Origin of the sequence: Streptomyces sp. NPDC058051, assembly GCF_042885475.1 — a bacterium.
Taxonomy (GTDB): Bacteria; Actinomycetota; Actinomycetes; order Streptomycetales; family Streptomycetaceae; genus Streptomyces.
Genome location: NZ_JBHVRW010000024.1, coordinates 1 through 18,861 on the forward strand (window position 1 = coordinate 1; position 18,861 = coordinate 18,861).

Below are 18,861 nucleotides of genomic sequence, written 5' to 3' on the forward strand. Positions count from 1 at the left end.
CCGTCGTAGACCTTCTGGAGCTTCGCGGTGACCTCGGCCCGCCGCTTCTCGTCCTTCGACTTCGTCTCGCCCTTCCCGCCGTCGACCTGCTTGCCGGCCGAAGCACGCGTCGCGGTCAGGGCGTTCATGGCCTGGGCTCCGGACGCCGCCGCACCCGCCTTCGCCGAGGCCAGCTGCTGACTCTCGGCCGCCCTGCCCTTGGCGGGGGCCTTCGCCGAATCGCTCTCGGCGGTCTTCTTCGCGGACAGGGCCTGGTCGAACTCCGGCTCGTTGCCCTTGGCGAGCTGTTCCTCGGTGACCTCCGCGTCCGCCATCGCCTGGTCGTTCTCGGCGGGGCCCTGGGAGAAGTCTGTTACGGAGGCGGGCTGCTTCTCCGGGATGGCGTCCGTGGCGGAAGGGGCGCCCGGGTTGGGCGGCGGCTGGTCGGGGGTCATCGGGGTGACGGGTTTGTCCTTGGCCGCCGACGTGTCCGGCGGCGCCTTGGTCGCCGTGTCGATGTCCTTGGACGAGGACTCCTTGCCGTCGGTGACCTTCCCGTCGACCTCGTCCTTGATCTTGTCGGCCTTGCCGGACTTGGAGAACTTGTCCGCCTGATCGAGGTTCTTCGGCGCCTGCGCGTCGATCGCCTTGTTCACCGCGTCGATGAACGCCTGCTTGTTGAACTCGCCCGGCTTCGCCGCGTTCATCTTCTCCGCGTTGGCCGCCTTGCCCTGCGCCTCCCTGTCATCGGGAGGTGCGACCGCCGCATCCTGCGCCGACTTCGACTCCGCGGCGGCCGGGGCATGGTGGGCCAGGCGAAGCTTCTTCGCCGCCACATCCGCCTTCACCTTCCGAAACCCCGGCGCCTGCGCCGCAGCAGGCTTCACCGGAGCCGTATACCGCTGCGCGACCAGACGCGACACCGCCGCATTCCCCGCCGCCCGCTGCAACCGCTGCAGACCCCGCCGATCAGGACCCGGACGATCACCCGCCGGACGCACATCCCCCCGCTGCTGCGACGAAGGCTCACGCGAACGAGACACATCGAGCCCGCCCGCCACGTCATCACGACGAGGTGTGTCTCCACGGCCGGGCGCGGAGGCAGCGTCCTTCTCCGGAACCGCCTTCATCCGCCCTCCCGGCCCACCACTTCTCCGGAGAGCCGGCCCGCGACACTCGACATTCGACGCGCATGGCTCTGCCGCCGTCCCAGAGTGCGGCGGCGGAGGATCGCGCACGCAGCGCGCCGGGACGCGACCGTGGGCAGCGTCCCCTGGGTCGTACGGCGTGACGGCGTTGCCTGATCGGGCAGCGGCCGGTGCACGGCAGGGCGGCCGTGCGTCCGTTCCCGGTGATCGCGGCTGTCGCGAGAATTGCGGGCGTTCCCCGGCCAAGGAGAGACTCACATGCCGTCGTATCTGTCCCCGGGCGTCTACGTCGAAGAGATCGAGTCCGGATCCCGGCCGATCGAAGGGGTGGGCACCTCGGTCGCCGCCTTCGTCGGCTTCGCCCAGAAGGGCCCGTTCGACGAGCCGACGCTGATCACGAACTGGAGCCAGTTCGTCAGCACGTTCGGCGACTTCGTCGACGGCACGTATCTCGCCTCCGCCGTCTACGGGTTCTTCTCCAACGGCGGCGGTGTCTGCTACGTGGTGCGCATCGGAGACGGCACCGAGGACCCTGCCGAGGACGGGAGCGGCGGGACCGCCGGGCAGCTGCCCGCCGGATCGGAGACGCAGCTCGGGCCGTACGCGGTGAAGCCCCGCCCCGGTGCGGCCGGCGAGATCACCGTCGAAGTGGCCGAGGTGGATGGGGACGATCCGCCTTCCGACGTCTTCCAGTTGATCGTGAAGCGGGACGGGAAGGTCGCGGAGACGTACCCGAGCGTCACGACCAAACGCAGTAAGGAGAACGTCGCCACCCGGGTCAACGCCACGTCGGAACTCATCGAGATTCGGGAATCCGGGCGCGGTGCCGCACCCGCCAGGCCCGGTCCGCAGTCCGTGACCCTGGCCCCCGCGGCACCTGCCGCACCCGGAGCCGGGGCGCTGACCTCCGAGGTGTACGTCGGCGACGCCGACCGCCGGACCGGTCTCGGCGGGCTCGAAGCCGTCGAAGAGGTCACCACGATCGCCGTGCCGGACCTGATGAGCGCGTACGAACGGGGGCTGTTGGACCTGGAGTCGGTCGTCGCCGTGCAGCAGGGGCTGATCACCCACTGCGAGCTGATGGGCGACCGCGTCGCCATCCTCGACCCGCCGCCCGGACTCAGCCCGCAGCAGATCCGCGCCTGGCGCACCGGCCGGGCCAACTTCGACTCCAAGTACGCCACGCTCTACTACCCCTGGATCCGGGTCGCCGACCCGTCGTCCGGGCGCGCGCAACTGGTCCCGCCGAGCGGCCACATCGCCGGGGTCTGGGCCCGCAACGACGAGTCGCGCGGTGTGCACAAGGCGCCCGCCAACGAGGTCGTACGAGGGGCGGTCGCCCTCCAGACCCAGCTGACCAAGGGCGAGCACGATCTGCTCAACCCGATCGGGCTGAACTGCATCCGGTCCTTCCCCGGGCGCGGCATCCGGATCTGGGGGGCGCGCACGCTGGCATCGGACCCGGCCTGGCGCTATCTGAACGTCCGGCGCCTCTTCAACTACCTGGAGGAGTCGATCCTCGCCGGTACGCAGTGGGTCGTCTTCGAACCGAACGACGACGCCCTGTGGGCCCGTATCCGGCGCACGGTCTCGGCGTTCCTGGTCAACGAGTGGCGCAAGGGGGCACTGTTCGGGCTCACTCCGGAAGAGGCGTTCTACGTCAAGTGCGACCGTGAGACCAACCCGCCGGAAAGCATCGACGCAGGTCAGGTCATCTGCGAGATCGGGGTGGCACCGGTCAAACCGGCCGAGTTCGTGGTCTTCCGCCTCTCCCAGCTGACCGGGGGCACCGGCGGCGTCGACGAATAGCCCGCCCGCGGGGGACCGGGGCCGAGCAGTTCTCCGGACGTCCCGCGGGCCTCTGACCGGCAGGGCCGGCAGGGCCGGCAGGGCCGGCAAGACCGGCAGGGCCGGTAAGGGCGGTAAGGGCGGTAAGAGCGGCAAAACCGGTAAGGGCGGCCAAAGCGGCAAGAGCAGTAAAGGAGCCTGTTGTGCCACTTCCCGATCTCGACAGCATCATCGGGGCCACCTTCGGCCTCGAATTCGACAGCGTCCTCATCAAGCAGATCACCGAGGTCAGTGGTCTGAAGATGGAGCAGGACGTCATCGAGTTGAAGCAGAACACCGCCGACGGCCGCTACGCCATCAAGAAGCTCCCGGGCCGTCCGAAGGCCGGTGAGGTGACCGTGACCCGGGGTCTCACCGAGGACAACAGCTTCGAGCGGTGGATCAAGGACTCCCGGTTCGGCCGGATGACCGCGGCGCGCCGCAACGGTGCCGTCATCGTGTACGACCACGAGGGCGTCGCCATCAAGCGCTACAAGCTCATCAACGCCTGGCCGAAGTCGCTCGAAATCGGCACGCTCAAGGCCGGTGACACCTCGGTCCTGACGGAAAAGCTCGCGATCACCTACGAGAGCATGGAAGTCGACTGATGCGACGCACGGCACAGGCCCCGGCGCCCGTCGCGGATCCCCCGCGGCCGGAGGGACGGACGGCGGCCGGTGAAGGCGGGGCAGCGGTCCAACGGGACACCCTGCGCACCGAGTTCACCTTCGATCTGCCGCGCGGGTACGTCGACGACGCGGGCGTCGTGCACCGTACGGGAGTCATGCGGCTCGCGACGGCCCGCGACGAACTCGTGCCGTTGCGGGACGACCGGGTGCGCGAGAACTCCGCGTACCTCTCGGTCGTACTCATCGCCAGGGTTGTCACCCGGATCGGCACGATCGACGACATCCACCCCGGCATCATCGAGGACCTGTTCGCTTCCGACCTCGCCTTTCTGCAGGACTTCTACCGGCGGATCAACGCCGAGGGCCACACCCGCGCCGCCGTCACCTGCCCGTCCTGCCAGGAGGAGTTCGCGGTGAACCTCGCCGGTGGCCGCCTGGGGGAATCGTGACGTACGCGGCCGACCTGCTCTACGAGGAGGTCGCGTACCTGGCCTACCACTTCCACTGGCCGCTCGATGAGCTGCTGGACCTGGAACACCCGGAACGACTGAGGTTCGTCGCACAGATCGCTCGCCTCAACGGGCAGTAGCGAAGAGCGCGGAAGGGGCGGGAGAATCCATGGGCTTGATGTCCTGGCTGCGCGGCGGCGGGCGTACGGAGACGGGCACGGGCGCGGAGACCGCCACGGCAGCCGAGGCTCCGCACGCCGCCCGGCGCGAGCGGGTCGATCCGGCGGAACTGCCGCCCATACAGCGGGTGTTGGGCAGTCAGGACCTGGTCATCGATCCCACAGGGTTCCAGGGATCGCTCTCCACCCGGCAGGACACCGCACTCGGCACACCCCTTGGGCATCTGGTCAGCCCGGACGCACCCACCGGGCTCGTGCACGGGATCACCGACCCGGCACCGGTGGATCGGACGCCTCCGGTGCAGCGGTCCGCGGAGCGAACGGTGGACATGCCGGTACGGGGCAGGGCCCTACCCCTGTCCGCGACTGCGGTGGGGTCCGTTCCCGTGCAGCGTGGGACCGGAGGCGTGCCCGTGATGACCTCGGCCGGTGAGTCGGCCGGCGTGGCGGAGTTGCCGGTACGCCATCTGGTGGGCGAGCAGACCTTCGTACCGGCCTCGGTTCCGCAGCAGGAGCAAGAGCAACAGCAACAGCCGCCGGCGGCAACGGCACCGTCCACGCCCGCGTCCTTTGACGTTCAGCGCGCGGTGACGCCTCCGGCCTCCGAGCGGGCCCGGCGGATGCCCGGTCTCGGCGCGCCCCTGCCCGCGCTGCCGCCGACGGCACAGCGGCAGGCCGCCTCCGCCGTCCCGAAGACGCTGACGGAGCCGGCGGCAGGAGGGGATCCGGCCGGTTGGGGCGCGGAGGACGGTGGGGCAGACGGAACACCCGGGGCCTCTGAGTCGACTGAGGCCCAGGAGGCGGCCGTGGCGCCGGAGCCGTTTCCCGCCGAGGACGTGCCCACAGCGCCGCTGCTCGGTGACGATCCGCTGCTCCCGCCGTCGTCGGAGCCCGCGTCCACGCACCCGTCTGCGGACTCGTCCATGTCCGCGCCCTCGTCCGCGTCTTCGTCCGGCGCCCCGGCTGTCCAGCGGACCGGGCCCGCGCCCATCCCCGCGCCGCCGGCCACGCACGCCGCTGCTCCGGTCGTGCCGCTGCTCGCCGACCGGCCGTTGACGCTCCAGTCGACGGAGAGCCACGGGACGGGCGAGGCGGCGGGCACGGCAGCCGACGTACAGCGTTCCGCCGTGGGGCATGGGCCCGAGCCCGATGCCGTTCCCGTGCGCTGGGTCTCCGCCGCGGGAGCGCCGTCCGCGACGGCGGCACCTCCCGCGCCGTGGGCGCTGCAGCGTACCGTCGCGCCCTCGGGGGAGGGGCCGGGCGGGCTTCCGGCGCCGCCTCCCGCCCTGCAACGGCAGGCAGTCGGCGGGCCGCCGGTGCCCCGTTCGCTGTCGGGTTCCGGTAGCCGTACGCCACCCTCTGTGTCTTCCGTCCCCTCCGCACCCGGTGTTCCCTCCTACGCCACGGCCGGTTCGGTCGCCGTGGCCGCGGGGGTGGCTCAGCGGATGGCGGACGGCAGTGTGGTGTTCGGCTCGCCTTCTCCGGCACACGCGTCACCCGTCGTCCAGCGGGAGGAGCAGACCGAGGAGCCGCCGCCTCCGGAGCCGCCACCCCAGGAACCCGGAGCCGAGCCGGAACCGGACCCCGGGCCCGCGGCCGAGGACCACGGACCGGCCGCCGCCGCGCCCGGTGGGCCGCCCGGCCAGGGTGGCGGTCCCGGGGGTGGCGCGGCGCCCGTCGTCACCGACGAGCTGGTACGTGCCCTCTACCCACCGCTCAGCAGGCTCTTCAAAGCGGACCTGCGGCTGGAACGCGAACGAGCGGGATTCCTCATCAACACCCGGCACTGACGAAAGCACCCGGTACTGACCAGAACCCGGTACTGACCAGAACCCGGTACTGACCAGAACCCGGTACTGACCAGAACCCGGTACGAGACACCCGGTACTGACCAGAACCCGGTACGAGACACCCGGCACTGACGAAAGCCCCCGGCACTGACCGGAGCACCCGGTACTGACGAACGGCAGCGACAACACAGGGAAGTGAGAGGTACGCGCCATGGCCACCGCCCAGGACAACGACCCCGCCGTCAGCGTCTGCTTCGTCGTCACGATCGACGACATCGAACTCGGGTCGTTCAACACATGTGACGGGCTGGGCTGCGAAGTGGTGCTCGAAACACGTGAGGAGGGCGGCAACAACGGGCATCTGTGGCAGCTGCCGACCCGCCTGAAGTACTCGAACGTGAAGCTGTCCAGGCCGCTGACCAAGGAGACCGAGAAGGTGGCCCGCTGGTTCGCCACCATGACGACCGGGTTCAGTCGCAAGACGGCGCACATCGAGGCGCGCACCGGGGACGGGCAGAAGGTGGCCCAGTGGGGGCTGCTGGAGGTCGTGCCCGTCCGCTGGACCGGCCCGTCCTTCACCCCCGAATCGCCCAAGGTCGCGATGGAGACGATCGAGATCGCCCATCACGGCTATGTGATGGAGGGCTGAGAGCCGTGAGTGGTGCGGGTCCTATCGCGTTCAGTGCGGCCGGCACCTCCGGCGCGTCCGCGGCGAAGGCGGGCCGGGGCGCTTCGGCCAGGCCCAAGCTGGAGCACGCCTATCTGGAACTGCGGACACCGCCGACCGGCGGCGGCCTCACACCCGGTGGCCCGTGCGGACGGATCGACTTCCAGTTCAATCCCAAGGAGCTGAGCCTCACCAAGGCCGCGTCCTGGAAGCGGAGTCCGGCCAAGGGCGCCAAGAGCTCGGGGCCGCCGGAGTATCAGGGCCCGCAGCCCAGCAAGCTCACGGTGGAGATGTTCTTCGACGCCAGCGACACCCAGGACACCCGGGTGGTGACCTCGGTGGAGCAGCTGTTCGCGTGCTGCGTGCCGACGAACGAGACCCGTCAGCAGCAGCGTTCGTCGCCGCCGTGGGTGGTCTTCCACTGGGGCGGGCTGACCGGATTCCCCGGCTATGTGAGCCAGGTGCAGGCGAAGTACACCCTGTTCACCACATCCGGTGTGCCGATCCGGGCCGTCTGCCAGGTCACGATGGAGGAGATCAGCGGCGACACCCCGGGGCAGAACCCCACCTCGGGCGCTCTCGCGGCCCGCCGGGTGCACCGGCTGGACGCCGGCGACTCGCTGCCGTCACTCGCCCAGCGGGAGTACGGCGATCCGGCGGCCTGGCGCGTGATCGCGGAGGCGAACGGGATCGACGACCCGATGCGGCTGGCCCCCGGGCGGCAGCTTCTGCTCCCCGCGCTCGACGAGCTGAACCGGCTCGAAGAGGAGCGGGGCGGGGGACGGTCCTGATGGCGCAGCCGGGCGTCGCGACGGCGCTGGTGGTGGAGTTCGGCGGCCGGCCGTTGCCGCCCAGGTTCGTGAACACGCTCGTCGAGGGGTACGTCGACGACAGCCGGACGCTTCCCGACCTGTTCTTTCTGCGGTTCCGCGATCCGGACAGGGTGCTGCTGGAGCAGACCGGGCTGAAGATCGGCAGCGAGGCCCGGCTACTGGCCCGCGCGGGCGGTGACACGGCGCCGAAGCCGCTGCTGAAGGGAGTGGTCACGGCCCTGGAGGTGGAGCTCGACGACACCGGCACGTTCACCGTCGTGCGCGGGCTCGACGAGTCGCACCGGCTGTTCCGGGGGCGCCGGGTGGCCAGCTACCAGAACATGACGCTCGCGGACATCTGCGCCCAGGTGGCCCAGCGCGCCGGACTGAAACCGGGGACGGTGGACGTGGCCGGCCCGGTGCTCGAACACATCGCCCAGCCCAACGTCACGGACTGGGAGTTCGTGCGCGACCTCGCGGAGGAGGCGGGCGCGCAGGCGTACGTCCTCGACGGGCAGTTGCACATCACCAGGCCCGCGGAGGCGAGCGGTGCGCCCGACGGCTCGGCGCGGGCCGAACGGGATCCCCTGGTCCTGGAGATGGGCAGCAATCTGCTCCGCTGCAGGGCCGGGGTGTCGTCCGCGGAGCAGGTCTCCGAGGTCGAGGTGCGCGGCTGGGACGTCAAGACGAAGCAGCCGATCGTGGGGCGGGCACCCGCGGGGAAGTCGGTGACGCTGGAGCTGGGGGTGAGCGCGGCCGAGGTGTCCGCACCCTTCGGCGAGGCGCGTTTCGTGGTCACGGACGCGGCGTACGGGGCGCAGGCACAGGTGGACCAGGCGGCGAAGGCCCTGGCGGAGCGGATCGCGGGATCGTTCGCGGAGCTGGAGGCGGTGATCCGGGGCAACCCGGAGGTGCGGGCAGGCAGCGCGGTGGCGCTCAACGCGGTGGGCGCGCCGTTCGAGGGGCGGTACACGGTCACGTCGTCGCGGCACGTCTTCGACCCGGTGCGCGGGTACGAGACCTGGCTCACCGTCTCCGGACAGCAGGAGCGTTCGCTGTTCGGACTGACCGGCGGAGGGCCGGGGTCCGGGGGGTCCGGAGCGGGGGCCGGCGGCGGTTCGCGCTGCGTGGGCCTGGTCAACGGGACGGTCACGGACACCCACGACCCGGAAGGCTCGGGCCGGGTCAAGGTGCGGTTCCCGTGGCTGTCGGACGAGTACGCGAGCGACTGGGCGCGCACGGCGCAGTCGGGCGGGACGAGTGGCGGCGAGGCGTTCATCCCGGAGGTCGGGGACGAGGTCCTGGTGGGATTCGAGCACGGGCACCTGGACCGGCCGTACGTCCTCGCCGGTCTGTACAACGGGAAGGACCGGCCGTCCCAGGGCAGCGGTGGCGGCGGCAGCGGTGGTGGCAGCGGTGGTGCGGGTGCGGGTGCGGGGGCCGGTGGCGCTTCCGATCCCGGAGCCGGTCCCGGTCCCGGAGTCGGAGCCGGTCCCGGAGCCGGTGCGTCCGTGGGTGCGCCGGCCGGTGGGCCCGGTGCGGCGGCGCCCGCGGCGGCGTCCGGTGCGGAACCCGCTCAGGGAGGTGAGCTGGTCGACCCGACCACCGGGGCGGTCAACCGGCGTTCGATCGCCTCCAAGAGCGGAAACCAACTGGAACTGCTGGACGGCGCCAACGGGCCGCAGGGCGTACGTCTCCTCACGGGCGACGGAAAACTGAAGATCGATCTCGACCGCAGGGGCACCGTGATCGTGATCAACAGCGACGGCAGCGTGAACATCGAGGCCAAGCAGCAGGTGTCCATCAAGGCGGCCAACGGTGTCGCGCTGGACGGCGGGCAGGGAACGCTCGAACTGAGCGGCGACAGCGTCACGTTGACGTCCCGCAGCGGAGTGCGGGTCGACGGCGGGAACGGCGAGGTCAAGCTCTCCACCGGCGGCACGGTCAACGTCCAGGGAGCCCAGGTCACGGTCGACGGAACGCAGCGGACGGACATCAAGGGCGGCAGCTCACTGGCCATCAACGCACCTCTGGTGCGCATCAACTGACGGCGCGGACGCGCCGAGCGAGAGGAACGGAGTCCCATGCCAGCAACCGCGGCGCCGGCCGCACGGGTCGGCGACCCCACCGGACACCCCGGCACGGTCGGGCCGCCCGGTGTCCCGACCGTGCTCATCGGCGGCCTCCCCGCCGCCACCGTCGGCACCCCGCACCTGTGCGCGATGCCGCCGCCCGCGGTCCACCCGCCGTCCGCGATCGTGCCGCCCGGCAGCACCACGGTGCTGATCGGCGGGCAGCCCGCCGCACGCGTCGGGGACATGGCAGCCTGCGGCGCACCCATCGTGTCCGGTTGCCCGACGGTGCTGATCGGAGGCTGAACATCCATGGCGCAGCAGTTCATCGGTGCGGGCTGGGCGTTCCCCCCGCGTACGGATGCCACCGGTTCCATCGCCCTGGTGCGCGGCGAGCACGAGCTGGAGGAGTCGATCCGGCTGATCCTGGCGACGTCGCCGGGCGAGCGGCCCATGCGACCGGAGTTCGGCTGCGCGATCAACGACTACGTGTTCGCCCCGGCGGACGCGGGCACGGCCGGGCAGCTCGCGTACGAGGTACGTCTGGCCCTGGACCGGTGGGAGCCGCGGATCGAGGTCACCGAGGTGGCGGTCCGGTTCGACGAGGTCGACAACGGGGTTCTGTACATCGACATCGGCTACACCGTCCTGGGCGCCAACGACCCCCGGAACCTGGTCTTCCCGTTCTATGTGATCCCGCAGCACGAGGAGGTGGACGGCGCGTGACGCTGCCCAGCCCGCATCTGGACGACCGCCGCTTCCAGGGCCTGGTCGACGAGGCCAAACGGCTCGTCCAGCAGCGCTGCCCCGAGTGGACCGACCACAACGTGTCGGACCCCGGCGTGACCCTCATCGAAGCCTTCGCGACCATGGTCGACCAGCTCGTCTACCGGGTGAACCGGGTTCCGGAGAAGAGCTACCTGACCTTCCTCGACCTGATCGGGGTGCGGCTCCACCCGCCCACGGCGGCCCACACCGACGTGACGTTCCGGCTGTCCGCTCCGCAGCCCGAACCGGTGCGGGTGAAGGCCGGTACGGAGGTGGCGACCGTCCGTACGGAGACCGAGGAGGCGGTGGTGTTCACGACCGGCCGCGAACTGGCCGTCGTGCCCTGCGAGTTCGCCCATCTCGCCGCCTGGCCGGCGTCCGGCGACGCCGTCGACCGTACCGAGGAACTCGCGCTCGGCCGGCCCGTCCCCTGCTTCGACACCGCGCCCGCGCCCGGCGACGCCCTCTACGTCGGGCTGTCGGCCGCGGTGCCCTCGGGCGTCGTCGTGCTGCGGCTGGACTGCGCGGTCGAGGGCGTCGGTGTCGACCCGTTGCGACCGCCGCTGCTCTGGGAGGCGTGGGACGGCAGCGCCTGGACGGCCTGCGAGGTCGAGAAGGACGACACGGGCGGCTTCAACCGGTCGGGAGAGCTGATCCTGCACCTTCCGGAGGGGCACACCCCGGCCGTCGTCGTGCGCCGGACCGGCGGCTGGCTGCGCTGCCGCCTGGTGGAGGCAGCTCCCGGGCAGCCCACCTACATGGCGTCCCCGGTGGTGCGCCGGATCACGGCGTTCACCATCGGTGCCACCGTCGGTGCCGTGCACGCCGAGACCGTGACCGACGAGGTGCTCGGCGCGGCCGAGGGCGTGCCCGGGCAGACCCTCACGGTGAGCCGTCCGCCCGTCGTGCCGGGCGACTTCGTCGTCGAGGTCGCGGATCCGGCGGGCGGCCCGCACAGCACGGAGTGGACCCGGGTCGACGACTTCGCGCACTCCGGCCCCGACGACCGGCACATCACGCTCGACCCCAACTCGGGCCGGGTCGAGTTCGGCCCGGCGGTACGGGAGCGGGACGGCTCCATCCGCTACTACGGGGCGGTTCCACCGAAGGGCGCCGCCGTGCGTGTGCGCGCGTACCGCACGGGGGGCGGGCTGCGCGGCAATGTCGCCCGCTCCACGCTCAAGGTACTGCGCAGCGCGATCCCGTACGTGGCCCGGGTGGAGAACCGGCGCCCCGCGCTCGGCGGAGTCGACGGCGAGACGGTGGACAGCGCACGCGTACGCGGACCGATGACGCTGCGGACCCTGCACCGGGCCGTCGTCCCGCACGACTACGAACTGCTGGCCCGCGAGGTCGCACCCGACGCGTCCCGGGTGCAGTGCATCCCGGCCGGCGGGGACTCGGACGTCGAGGCGGGCGGGGTGCGGCTGCTCGTCGTACCGGCGGGACGCAGCGACGAACAGGGCCGGATCCAGTTCGACGAACTCATCCCGCCGCAGCACACCCTCGCGCTGATCGCCGGCCATCTCGACGAACGGCGGCCCATCGGCGCCCGGTTGGTGGTCGAACCGCCCTACTACCAGGGTGTCACCGTGGTCGCCTCGGTGCAGGCCCGCAGGGGTGCCGTGCTGGAACGGGTGCGGGAGGAGGCCCTGGAGGCCCTTTACCGCTACTTCAACCCGCTGAGCGGCGGGCCCGGGGGCGAGGGCTGGCCGTTCGGCCGGCCGATCCAGTCGGGCGAGGCGTTCGCCGTGCTGCAGCAGGTGCCGGGGCTGGATCTGGTGGAGGACGTACGTCTCTTCCCCGCGGACCCGGTGACCGGGGAGCGCGGCGAACCCACCACCAAGATCGCACTGGACCGGCACGCACTGGTCTTCAGCTACGAGCACCAGCTCCGGGTACGGGAGGCCTGACCGCCATGCGTACAGCCGTGACCGGCCTGCCGACACCGCACCCGCTGATCGAACAGCTCCCGGCGGTCTATCTGGAGCAGGACTTCCTGCGACGGTTCCTCGCGGCGCTCGACGACGTGCTCGCACCGGTCCTGCTCTCCATCGACAATCTGCCCGCCCATCTCGACCCCCGCAGCGCGCCGGAGGACTTCCTGGCCTGGCTGGCCGAGTGGGTGGCCGTCGACACCCGCGCGGACCATCCGGTCGCGCAGCGGCGTGCGACGGTACGGGGGGCGGTCGAGCGGCACAGCAGACGTGGCACCCGGCGCGGCCTGGCGGAGGCGGTGTTCCTGGAGACGGGGATCGAGCCGGACATCGTCGAGAGCGGCGGCACGGCGTGGTCGTCGACGCCGCACACACAGTTCCCGGGCAGCCCGAGGCCGTGGGTGACGGTCCGGGTCCGGGCCTCGCAGCCGTACCAGGTGGACCGGGTGCGGCTGGAGGAGCTGATCCGTACCGAGATCCCCGCACATGTGGGCTTCGACCTGGAGGTCTCGTGACCTGTGAGACGTGCGGGCAGACCAACGCGCCGGGGACACGGTTCTGTACGTCGTGCCAGGCGTTCCTGGACTGGGAGGAGGGCGACGGCGGTTCCCCGGCGCCCCCTGCCACCACGGCCGCCCCGCCGCGGCCCCAGCCGTCCCCGCAACCCCCGCCGCCGCAGCCTCACCCGTCATCCCCGCAGCCCTCGCCGCATCCTTCGCTCCAGCCGTCTCCGCAGCCGCAGTTGTCCCCACCACCGCAACCGCAGCCGTTCCCCGCGCCGCAGCCCTACGTGTCCCCGCAACCCCAGCCGCAACCACATCTGCACCCGCAACCGAACCCTCACCCGCAACCGAACCCTCACCCGCAACCGAACCCCCAGCCGCAACCGAACCCTCAGCCGCAACCGAACCCCCACCTGCAACCCCAGCAACCACAGCCCCACCCGCAACCCCCGCCCCCCGTCGCCACGGCCGCTCCCCGTCGCCCCGGTGACGGGCCGGACGAGTCGGTGCCGGGCCCCGAGGCACTGCCCGACGTACCGCAGGCTCCCCCGCAGCCCGCTCCCGGGCCGCCGTCCGCCCCGCCCGTCCGCTGCCCCAACTGCCGGACGCAGAACGCCCCGGACCGCACCCGGTGCGTCCACTGCGCTCTGCTCCTGGATCCGGGGCCACCGCCCGAGGTGCGGCCTCCCTGGTGGCGGCGGATTCTCCGTCGGCGACCGCGGCAGGCGCCCGTCGCGGGCGCCCGGCCGAGGCGTCGGCTGTGGCGCCGGCCCGGACTGGCGCTTCCGATCGTGCTGGTCGTGGTGGCGTGCGCCGTGTGGTTCGCCCTTCCGCACGTGCCGGGCTGGTTCGGCTTCGCCAAGGACGAGACGGGGACGCCGGAGGCGGTGCCACCGACCCGGTTCCGGGCGTCGAGCGTGGCCCCCGGCCACCCGGCCGGTGCGGCGTTCGACGGTTTCAACAACCGCTACTGGTCGCCTTCGGAGGCCGGTCCCGACACCGGTGTGGGCCAGTACCTGGAGTGCGACTTCGAGCAACCGGTACGGGTGCTGAAGCTCGTCGTCTTCTCCGGTTCGTCGACCAAGAAGGACGAGTTCCTGGCCCAGGCCCGCCCGGCCAGGATCACCATCACGCTCACCGCCGCAGACGGCGGCCGGACCAGCAAGGTGATCAGGGTCAAGGACCAGCCGGGCCAGCAGACCTTCGACGTGCGCGGTGCGCAGGTCGTCCGGGCGCGCCTGACGACCGACAGCACCTACGGCGCGGGCTCCGGCCGCCGACTCGCCCTCGCCGAGGTGGAGTTCTACGGCCGTCGGGCCTGACCCGGAACGGCATGGTCAGCGGGTGGACAACACGTCCGCCCCGGGATCGTCCGTGACAGCGCTGTCCGCCGGGGAGACCGCACCGGTCGCCCCTTCCCTGTCGGCGGACATCAAGAGACGTGTCACTCCGCCGCCTCCTCCGACCGTTCGACCGGGCTGCCCGAGCGCAGCGCCACCAGGGCGTCCGCCTGGGAGAGTCCGCTCTCCTCGACCACACCGCGCACGCTCTGGGCCTCGCGTACGAGCGCGAATCGGACCTGTCCGCAGGAATCCGTTCGATAACCGTACACAGCAGGCCGTGGCAGGGAATTGTAGGAGAAGTGCGAAGAGAAGTAGTACGCCCCGGTGTCGTACAGCGCCACCACGTCGCCCGGCTCGACGGCCGGGAGTTCGCGTCCGGTCGCGGTCAGATCGCCGGCGAAGCAGCACGGGCCCGCGATGTCGACGACCTCGGTCGGGCCCTGCTTGGGGCGCCCGGCCGCGTCGAACACCCCGACGCGCAGCGGCCAGGCGTCCGGCATGAAGACCGTGCGCGTCGCCACCTGGGCTCCCGCGTGCGTGACCGCGATCCGCCGGCCGCCGGCCGCCTTGGTGTATTCGACGACCGTGCCGATGGTGCCGCTCTTGGCGAGCAGGGAACGGCCGAATTCGGTGACCAGGGCGTAGCGGCCGTCGAAGAGCCCGGGTGCGGCAGCACGGAGTTCGGCGACGTAGTCGGCGTACGTCGGCCGGTCGTCCTCGCTGTCGAAGTTGACGGGCAGGCCGCCGCCGATGTCGATCCCGGTGATCCGGGCGCGGCCCAGCTCCGAGTTGATGCGCTCGGCCAGTTCGTACGCGGCTCGCACTCCTTGGGCGATGAGCGGCAGCGGGCAGCCCTGGGAACCGACGTGGGCGTGCAGCCGGTTGAGCCACGGGCGGCGCGCGAAGGCCTCGATCACCGCGTCGACGGCCCCCGGATCGCGCAGCGCGACGCCGAACTTCGAGGTCGCGGTCGCGGTGCTCATCGCACCGATGGCCCCCGCGCCCACCTGCGGGTTCACCCGAAGCCCGATCGGCCCGGCGGCTTCCCGGCCGGCGAGCAGGCGGTCGACGCGAGCCATCTCCTGGAAGTTGTCCAGATTGATCGCGATGCCGTGGGTCAGGGCGAACTCCAGCTCCTCGACCGTCTTCGCGGGGCTGTCGAAGACCAGCCGGTCGTAGGTGAATCCGGCCGCCAGCGCCTGCTCCAGCTCCCCCGGCGAGGCCACTTCGCAGCCCATCCCCGCGTCCGCGAGCAGCCGCAGCACGGGCACCAGGCCGCACGCCTTCGCCGCGAACGTGTGGTGCACGGCGGCCGGTCCCTCGAACGCCTCGTTCAGCGCGTCGACCGCGGCGAGCACACCGTCGACGTCGAGGAGACCGATGAGGGGTGCCTGCGGACCCAGCAGCCCGTTCTCGACGGCACGTGCCAGCGCGGCCTCACGGGCGCCGGCGCGCCGAGGGGAAGAACCGGAAGCCACATCAACCACACTCCAGACGCGTCGGTCGTGCACGGCGCTCGTCGAGCGGCCGGCCGTTGTGCACAGCTTCGGTGCGCGGCACCCGTTACGTCTTCATCCCGCACCACCATGGATGTGTGAGCACGCTGTGTGGCGCGACAGGAAAATGATCAAGCCTTCCAGGTCCCGCGGGTCCGCGGCCGACGGTCTCGCCGTGTCCCGCGCCGACGGCCCTCACCGCGTGCGCCGCGCCAGCCGCAGTCCGATGTCCGCCAGGAGCCGTACGGTGGGATCGGCCAGGTCGACGCCGAACAGCTCCCGGGCCCGCCGCAGCCGGTACCGCAAGGTGTTCGGATGCACGTTCAGGCGCTGAGCGGCCGTGGTCGTGTCGCCGAACGCGTCCATGTGGGCGGCGACCGACGCGCCGTACTCCGAGCCGTGCGCGCGGTCGTGCTCCACCATCGAGTGCACGGGACCGGACAGGGACTCCCACAACGGCTCGATCCGGTCGAGCACCCGCAGCGCCGACGTCTCGGCAACCAGTTCGCCGGACGCCGCCCCCGCGGAGACCACGTCCGCGGCCGGCAGCCGCGCGGCCCGCTCCCGCAGCACCCGCACCACCAGCTCCGCGGCCTCGCGCGACGCGGGCAGCCCCGACAGGTCCGCCACCACCGGGCCGACGCCCGCGAACACCACACGGTGCGGAACCGAGCGGGCCGTGGCCGGCAGGGCACGGACCAGGTCCGTCTCGCCGTCCCCCGCCGGGAGCAGGACGTACAGCCGCCGCCCCGACCGCGCGGTCACGCAGCCCGGCCGGTACGCCGCGGCCCGCAGCGCGAGCACGTCCAGCACGCGCTGCTCGGCGGCGCCCCCTGCTGCCGGCGAGGACGCGGCCCCCAGGTCCCGGCTGTCGTACGCCTCCGCCACCATCACCGCGTGCGGCCGGTCGGCCGCGACCCCGGCCTCGTGCGCGGTCCGCGCCGCGTGCGCGGCCCCGTCGAGGAGGGCGTGCACCACACCCTCCCGCGCCCGGGCCGCGGCCCGGCCCCACGTCTGGTGGTGGGACAGGTGCGGTACGGCGGCCCGGGCGGCCGTGTGCAGCGCCGCCGCCGCGTCCTCGGCCAGCGGTCGGCCGTCGGCGGCGGCCCAGAGCGATCCGAGGATCTCCGACCCGTGGCGCACCGCGACGGCCAGCCGCTCGGCGTACCGGTCGTCGGCGGGCAGGCGCACGACGCCGTCGGTGCTCCACAGGGCCTGGAAGAAGCCGCTCTCGCGCAGTTCGTCGACCCGCCAGCGAGGGACTTCCTGCCCGAGGATCGTCAGCCTGCGCATGGGGTCCGGCTCGTGGGCCATCCGCGAGTAGGCCAGCACGCGTGACTGCGGATCCTCGATCGTGATCGCGCCGCCGACCAGGTCCGCCACCGTGTTGGCGAGCCCCGGCAGGTCACCGAGCCGCAGCCCCTCCACCCCGGTCGTACCGGTCGGGGCGCTGTGTGCCAGGGCGGTGCGCAACTGACCGAGCACCTCCGTCCACCCCTGCCCCGGCCGTCGGGTGAGCAGCGCCGTACGCCCCCGGCCCGCCGCCTCCAGCAGCGCCGCCCGCGGGCCCCGAGAACCCCGCCGCAGGACCACGGCCGCGGCTCCGGCCCGGTCGGCGCCGCGCAGCACGTCGATCGCCTCGGGCGAGGCGACCTCCACGCCGACCGCGAGCAGGATCAGTCCGGACGCCGCCCACGTGTCCTCGTCCCGCTCCTCCCCGGGGTCGTGCAGCACCACGTCCGCCACCGGCACACCGGTGCCGCGCGGTGCCACGACGACATCGACCATTCCGGGGGCGATCAGCCGGAGGATCCGCTCCAGCGACGGCCCGGCGTCATGCCGTTCCGGATCGTGCCGTTCCGATTCGTGTGTGGCCATGCGTCCATCATGGTCGGCCGCCCCGGGAAGAGGGCCACGGCCCGTATCGCCTCCGGTCAGCGCACCAGGCCCTCGAACGCGACGTCCAGGTGGCGCGGCCCGCGCAGTACCGCGTTCCGGCGATACGGAGGGGGATCTTCCACCAGGCGGGGGCTGTTGAGCCTGCGGGCGAGCTCCGTCAGGGCGATCTGTGCCTCCAGACGGGCGAGGGGCGCACCGAAACACGTGTGGATGCCGCTGCCGAATCCGAGGTGCTGGTTGTCCTTCCGGTCGGGGTCGAACCGGTCCGGGTCGGGGAACCGCCGCGGATCCCGGTTGCCGGAGGCCAGGACGAGCCACACGGAGGCGCCCTTGGGGATGGTGACGCCGCAGATGTCGATGTCCGCGAGGGTGGTGCGCTGCGGAAGCAACTGCACAGGAGGCTCGAAGCGCAGGAGTTCCTCCACGATCGGGAGAGCGAGACCGGGGTCGTTCCGCAGCCGCTCCAGGACGTCGGGGTTGCGCAGCAGGGTGAGCATCCCGTTGGTGATGAGATTGACCGTGGTCTCGTGACCGGCGATCAGGAGCAGGGCGGCCGTGCTGAGCACTTCCATCCGCGTCATCCGCCCGTCCGGGCCGTGCTGGGTGACCAGTGCGGAGAGCATGTCGTCACGGGGTGCGCCGCCGCGTTCGTCGATGAGCCCGGCGAGATACTTCCCCAGTTCGGCGCGGGCCTGCTGGGTGACGCGGCGCCGCTCGCCGGGGTCCTGGCCCGGGTCCGGGTCGAGTCCCGCGGCGATGGTGTCGGCCCAGGAGTGGAAGAGCGCCTCGTCCTCGCGCGGCACCCCGAGCAGTCGGCAGATCACGGTGACGGGAAAGGGGTACGAGAAGTCGTCGACGAGGTCGACCTGGTTCCGGTCCCCGAAACCGTCGATGAGACCGGCCACGATCCGGGTCAGTTCACCGCGCATGTCGTGGACGCGCCGAGGGGTTTCCGGCGGCCCGAACGGGCGCATCGTCATACGGCGCAACCGGTCGTGCTCGGGAGGGTCGAGCCGCAGGAAGGCGGGCGGCAGGGGCGACGCCTCCTCCTCCTGGAGGAGCGTGCCCGCGGCACTCGGGGAGAGGTTGCGCGCGTCCGAACTGATCCGTGGATCGTGCAGCAGGCTCTTGATCTCCCAGTACGTACTGACGACGAACAGATCGTCCCCCTCCTGAAGCACCGGCGTCCTGCGGAGCTCGGCGTACAGGGGGTAGGGGTCGGCGCGGCTGGAGTAGTCGGTGATCTGCCGCAGGAGGGTGGCGTGCGTCATGTCGGGTCCTCGATGGCGTCCTGGTGGGCGTCCTGGTGGGCGTGGGACAGCAGGTTCTCCGGGCTGGGAGCGGGCTCGTGCGCGGACCACGG

The 18,861-nt window shown here is 72.0% G+C and carries 16 protein-coding genes and 1 pseudogene; 13 read left to right on the top strand and 4 right to left on the bottom strand.

Going from position 1 to position 18,861, the window contains the following annotated elements:
- Positions 1-815, bottom strand: a pseudogene (locus tag ACFVUT_RS29385) (hypothetical protein); the annotation flags it as partial.
- A 570-nt stretch (positions 816-1,385) separates the two neighbouring features.
- Here ACFVUT_RS29385 and ACFVUT_RS29390 point away from each other — a divergent pair.
- The 13 genes from ACFVUT_RS29390 to ACFVUT_RS29450 all read left to right on the top strand — a co-directional run bounded on the left by ACFVUT_RS29390 (position 1,386) and on the right by ACFVUT_RS29450 (position 14,082).
- Complete coding sequence (locus ACFVUT_RS29390) at positions 1,386-2,936, top strand: phage tail sheath family protein (protein ID WP_389657472.1); 1,551 nt, start codon at positions 1,386-1,388, stop codon at positions 2,934-2,936.
- Between the two features lie 182 nt (positions 2,937-3,118).
- Entirely contained in the window at positions 3,119-3,562 is a 444-nt protein-coding gene (locus ACFVUT_RS29395; protein WP_389657470.1) for a phage tail protein, read from the top strand.
- Positions 3,562-4,032: a hypothetical protein gene (locus tag ACFVUT_RS29400; RefSeq protein ID WP_389657466.1), complete on the top strand. Its 471-nt coding sequence runs from the start codon at positions 3,562-3,564 to the stop codon at positions 4,030-4,032. The genes ACFVUT_RS29395 and ACFVUT_RS29400 overlap by 1 nt, the downstream gene beginning before the upstream one ends.
- Complete coding sequence (locus ACFVUT_RS29405; protein ID WP_093896703.1) at positions 4,029-4,172, top strand: DUF6760 family protein; 144 nt, start codon at positions 4,029-4,031, stop codon at positions 4,170-4,172. The genes ACFVUT_RS29400 and ACFVUT_RS29405 overlap by 4 nt, the downstream gene beginning before the upstream one ends.
- A gap of 29 nt (positions 4,173-4,201) precedes the next feature.
- The gene (locus ACFVUT_RS29410) at positions 4,202-6,001 is read left to right on the top strand and encodes a hypothetical protein (protein ID WP_389657463.1); all 1,800 of its coding nucleotides are present in this window, start codon (positions 4,202-4,204) and stop codon (positions 5,999-6,001) included.
- Between the two features lie 211 nt (positions 6,002-6,212).
- Positions 6,213-6,650, top strand: a complete 438-nt coding sequence (locus ACFVUT_RS29415; protein WP_093549687.1) for a phage tail protein — start codon at positions 6,213-6,215, stop codon at positions 6,648-6,650.
- A 5-nt stretch (positions 6,651-6,655) separates the two neighbouring features.
- On the top strand, positions 6,656-7,459 hold the full coding sequence (locus ACFVUT_RS29420) for a peptidase M23 (RefSeq protein ID WP_389657459.1): 804 nt from the start codon (positions 6,656-6,658) through the stop codon (positions 7,457-7,459).
- A complete protein-coding gene (locus ACFVUT_RS29425) occupies positions 7,459-9,528 on the top strand; it encodes a VgrG-related protein (protein ID WP_389657457.1) in 2,070 nt (689 codons plus the stop codon). The genes ACFVUT_RS29420 and ACFVUT_RS29425 overlap by 1 nt, the downstream gene beginning before the upstream one ends.
- Positions 9,529-9,564: 36 nt before the next feature.
- Complete coding sequence (locus tag ACFVUT_RS29430; protein ID WP_389657454.1) at positions 9,565-9,858, top strand: PAAR domain-containing protein; 294 nt, start codon at positions 9,565-9,567, stop codon at positions 9,856-9,858.
- A gap of 6 nt (positions 9,859-9,864) precedes the next feature.
- Positions 9,865-10,278, top strand: coding sequence for a GPW/gp25 family protein (locus tag ACFVUT_RS29435; protein WP_389657451.1), 414 nt, complete (start codon positions 9,865-9,867; stop codon positions 10,276-10,278).
- Positions 10,275-12,233, top strand: a complete 1,959-nt coding sequence (locus ACFVUT_RS29440) for a putative baseplate assembly protein (RefSeq protein WP_389657448.1) — start codon at positions 10,275-10,277, stop codon at positions 12,231-12,233. The genes ACFVUT_RS29435 and ACFVUT_RS29440 overlap by 4 nt, the downstream gene beginning before the upstream one ends.
- A gap of 5 nt (positions 12,234-12,238) precedes the next feature.
- Positions 12,239-12,772, top strand: coding sequence for a phage tail protein (locus tag ACFVUT_RS29445; protein ID WP_389657445.1), 534 nt, complete (start codon positions 12,239-12,241; stop codon positions 12,770-12,772).
- Between the two features lie 788 nt (positions 12,773-13,560).
- The gene (locus tag ACFVUT_RS29450) at positions 13,561-14,082 is read left to right on the top strand and encodes a discoidin domain-containing protein (protein WP_389671073.1); all 522 of its coding nucleotides are present in this window, start codon (positions 13,561-13,563) and stop codon (positions 14,080-14,082) included.
- A gap of 122 nt (positions 14,083-14,204) precedes the next feature.
- Here ACFVUT_RS29450 and ACFVUT_RS29455 read toward each other — a convergent pair whose 3' ends face one another.
- The 3 genes from ACFVUT_RS29455 to ACFVUT_RS29465 form a co-directional block, all read right to left on the bottom strand.
- On the bottom strand, positions 14,205-15,581 hold the full coding sequence (locus tag ACFVUT_RS29455) for a diaminopimelate decarboxylase (RefSeq protein WP_389657439.1): 1,377 nt from the start codon (positions 15,579-15,581) through the stop codon (positions 14,205-14,207).
- Between the two features lie 213 nt (positions 15,582-15,794).
- A complete protein-coding gene (locus tag ACFVUT_RS29460) occupies positions 15,795-17,477 on the bottom strand; it encodes a PucR family transcriptional regulator (protein ID WP_389657436.1) in 1,683 nt (560 codons plus the stop codon).
- A gap of 56 nt (positions 17,478-17,533) precedes the next feature.
- Positions 17,534-18,769 carry a cytochrome P450 gene (locus ACFVUT_RS29465; protein WP_389657433.1) on the bottom strand — a complete coding sequence of 412 codons (1,236 nt, stop codon included), beginning with the start codon at positions 18,767-18,769 and terminating at the stop codon, positions 17,534-17,536.
- Positions 18,770-18,861: the final 92 nt, after the last annotated feature.

What these genes read in the sequence shown, in the direction of transcription:
- ACFVUT_RS29465 (WP_389657433.1), bottom strand. Translation starts at nt 18,769, where the DNA reads ATGACGCACGCCACCCTCCTGCGGCAGATCACCGACTACTCCAGCCGC.
- ACFVUT_RS29445 (WP_389657445.1), top strand. Translation starts at nt 12,239, where the DNA reads ATGCGTACAGCCGTGACCGGCCTGCCGACACCGCACCCGCTGATCGAA.
- ACFVUT_RS29400 (WP_389657466.1), top strand. Translation starts at nt 3,562, where the DNA reads ATGCGACGCACGGCACAGGCCCCGGCGCCCGTCGCGGATCCCCCGCGG.
- ACFVUT_RS29390 (WP_389657472.1), top strand. Translation starts at nt 1,386, where the DNA reads ATGCCGTCGTATCTGTCCCCGGGCGTCTACGTCGAAGAGATCGAGTCC.
- ACFVUT_RS29415 (WP_093549687.1), top strand. Translation starts at nt 6,213, where the DNA reads ATGGCCACCGCCCAGGACAACGACCCCGCCGTCAGCGTCTGCTTCGTC.
- ACFVUT_RS29410 (WP_389657463.1), top strand. Translation starts at nt 4,202, where the DNA reads ATGGGCTTGATGTCCTGGCTGCGCGGCGGCGGGCGTACGGAGACGGGC.
- ACFVUT_RS29430 (WP_389657454.1), top strand. Translation starts at nt 9,565, where the DNA reads ATGCCAGCAACCGCGGCGCCGGCCGCACGGGTCGGCGACCCCACCGGA.
- ACFVUT_RS29435 (WP_389657451.1), top strand. Translation starts at nt 9,865, where the DNA reads ATGGCGCAGCAGTTCATCGGTGCGGGCTGGGCGTTCCCCCCGCGTACG.
- ACFVUT_RS29425 (WP_389657457.1), top strand. Translation starts at nt 7,459, where the DNA reads ATGGCGCAGCCGGGCGTCGCGACGGCGCTGGTGGTGGAGTTCGGCGGC.
- ACFVUT_RS29460 (WP_389657436.1), bottom strand. Translation starts at nt 17,477, where the DNA reads ATGGCCACACACGAATCGGAACGGCACGATCCGGAACGGCATGACGCC.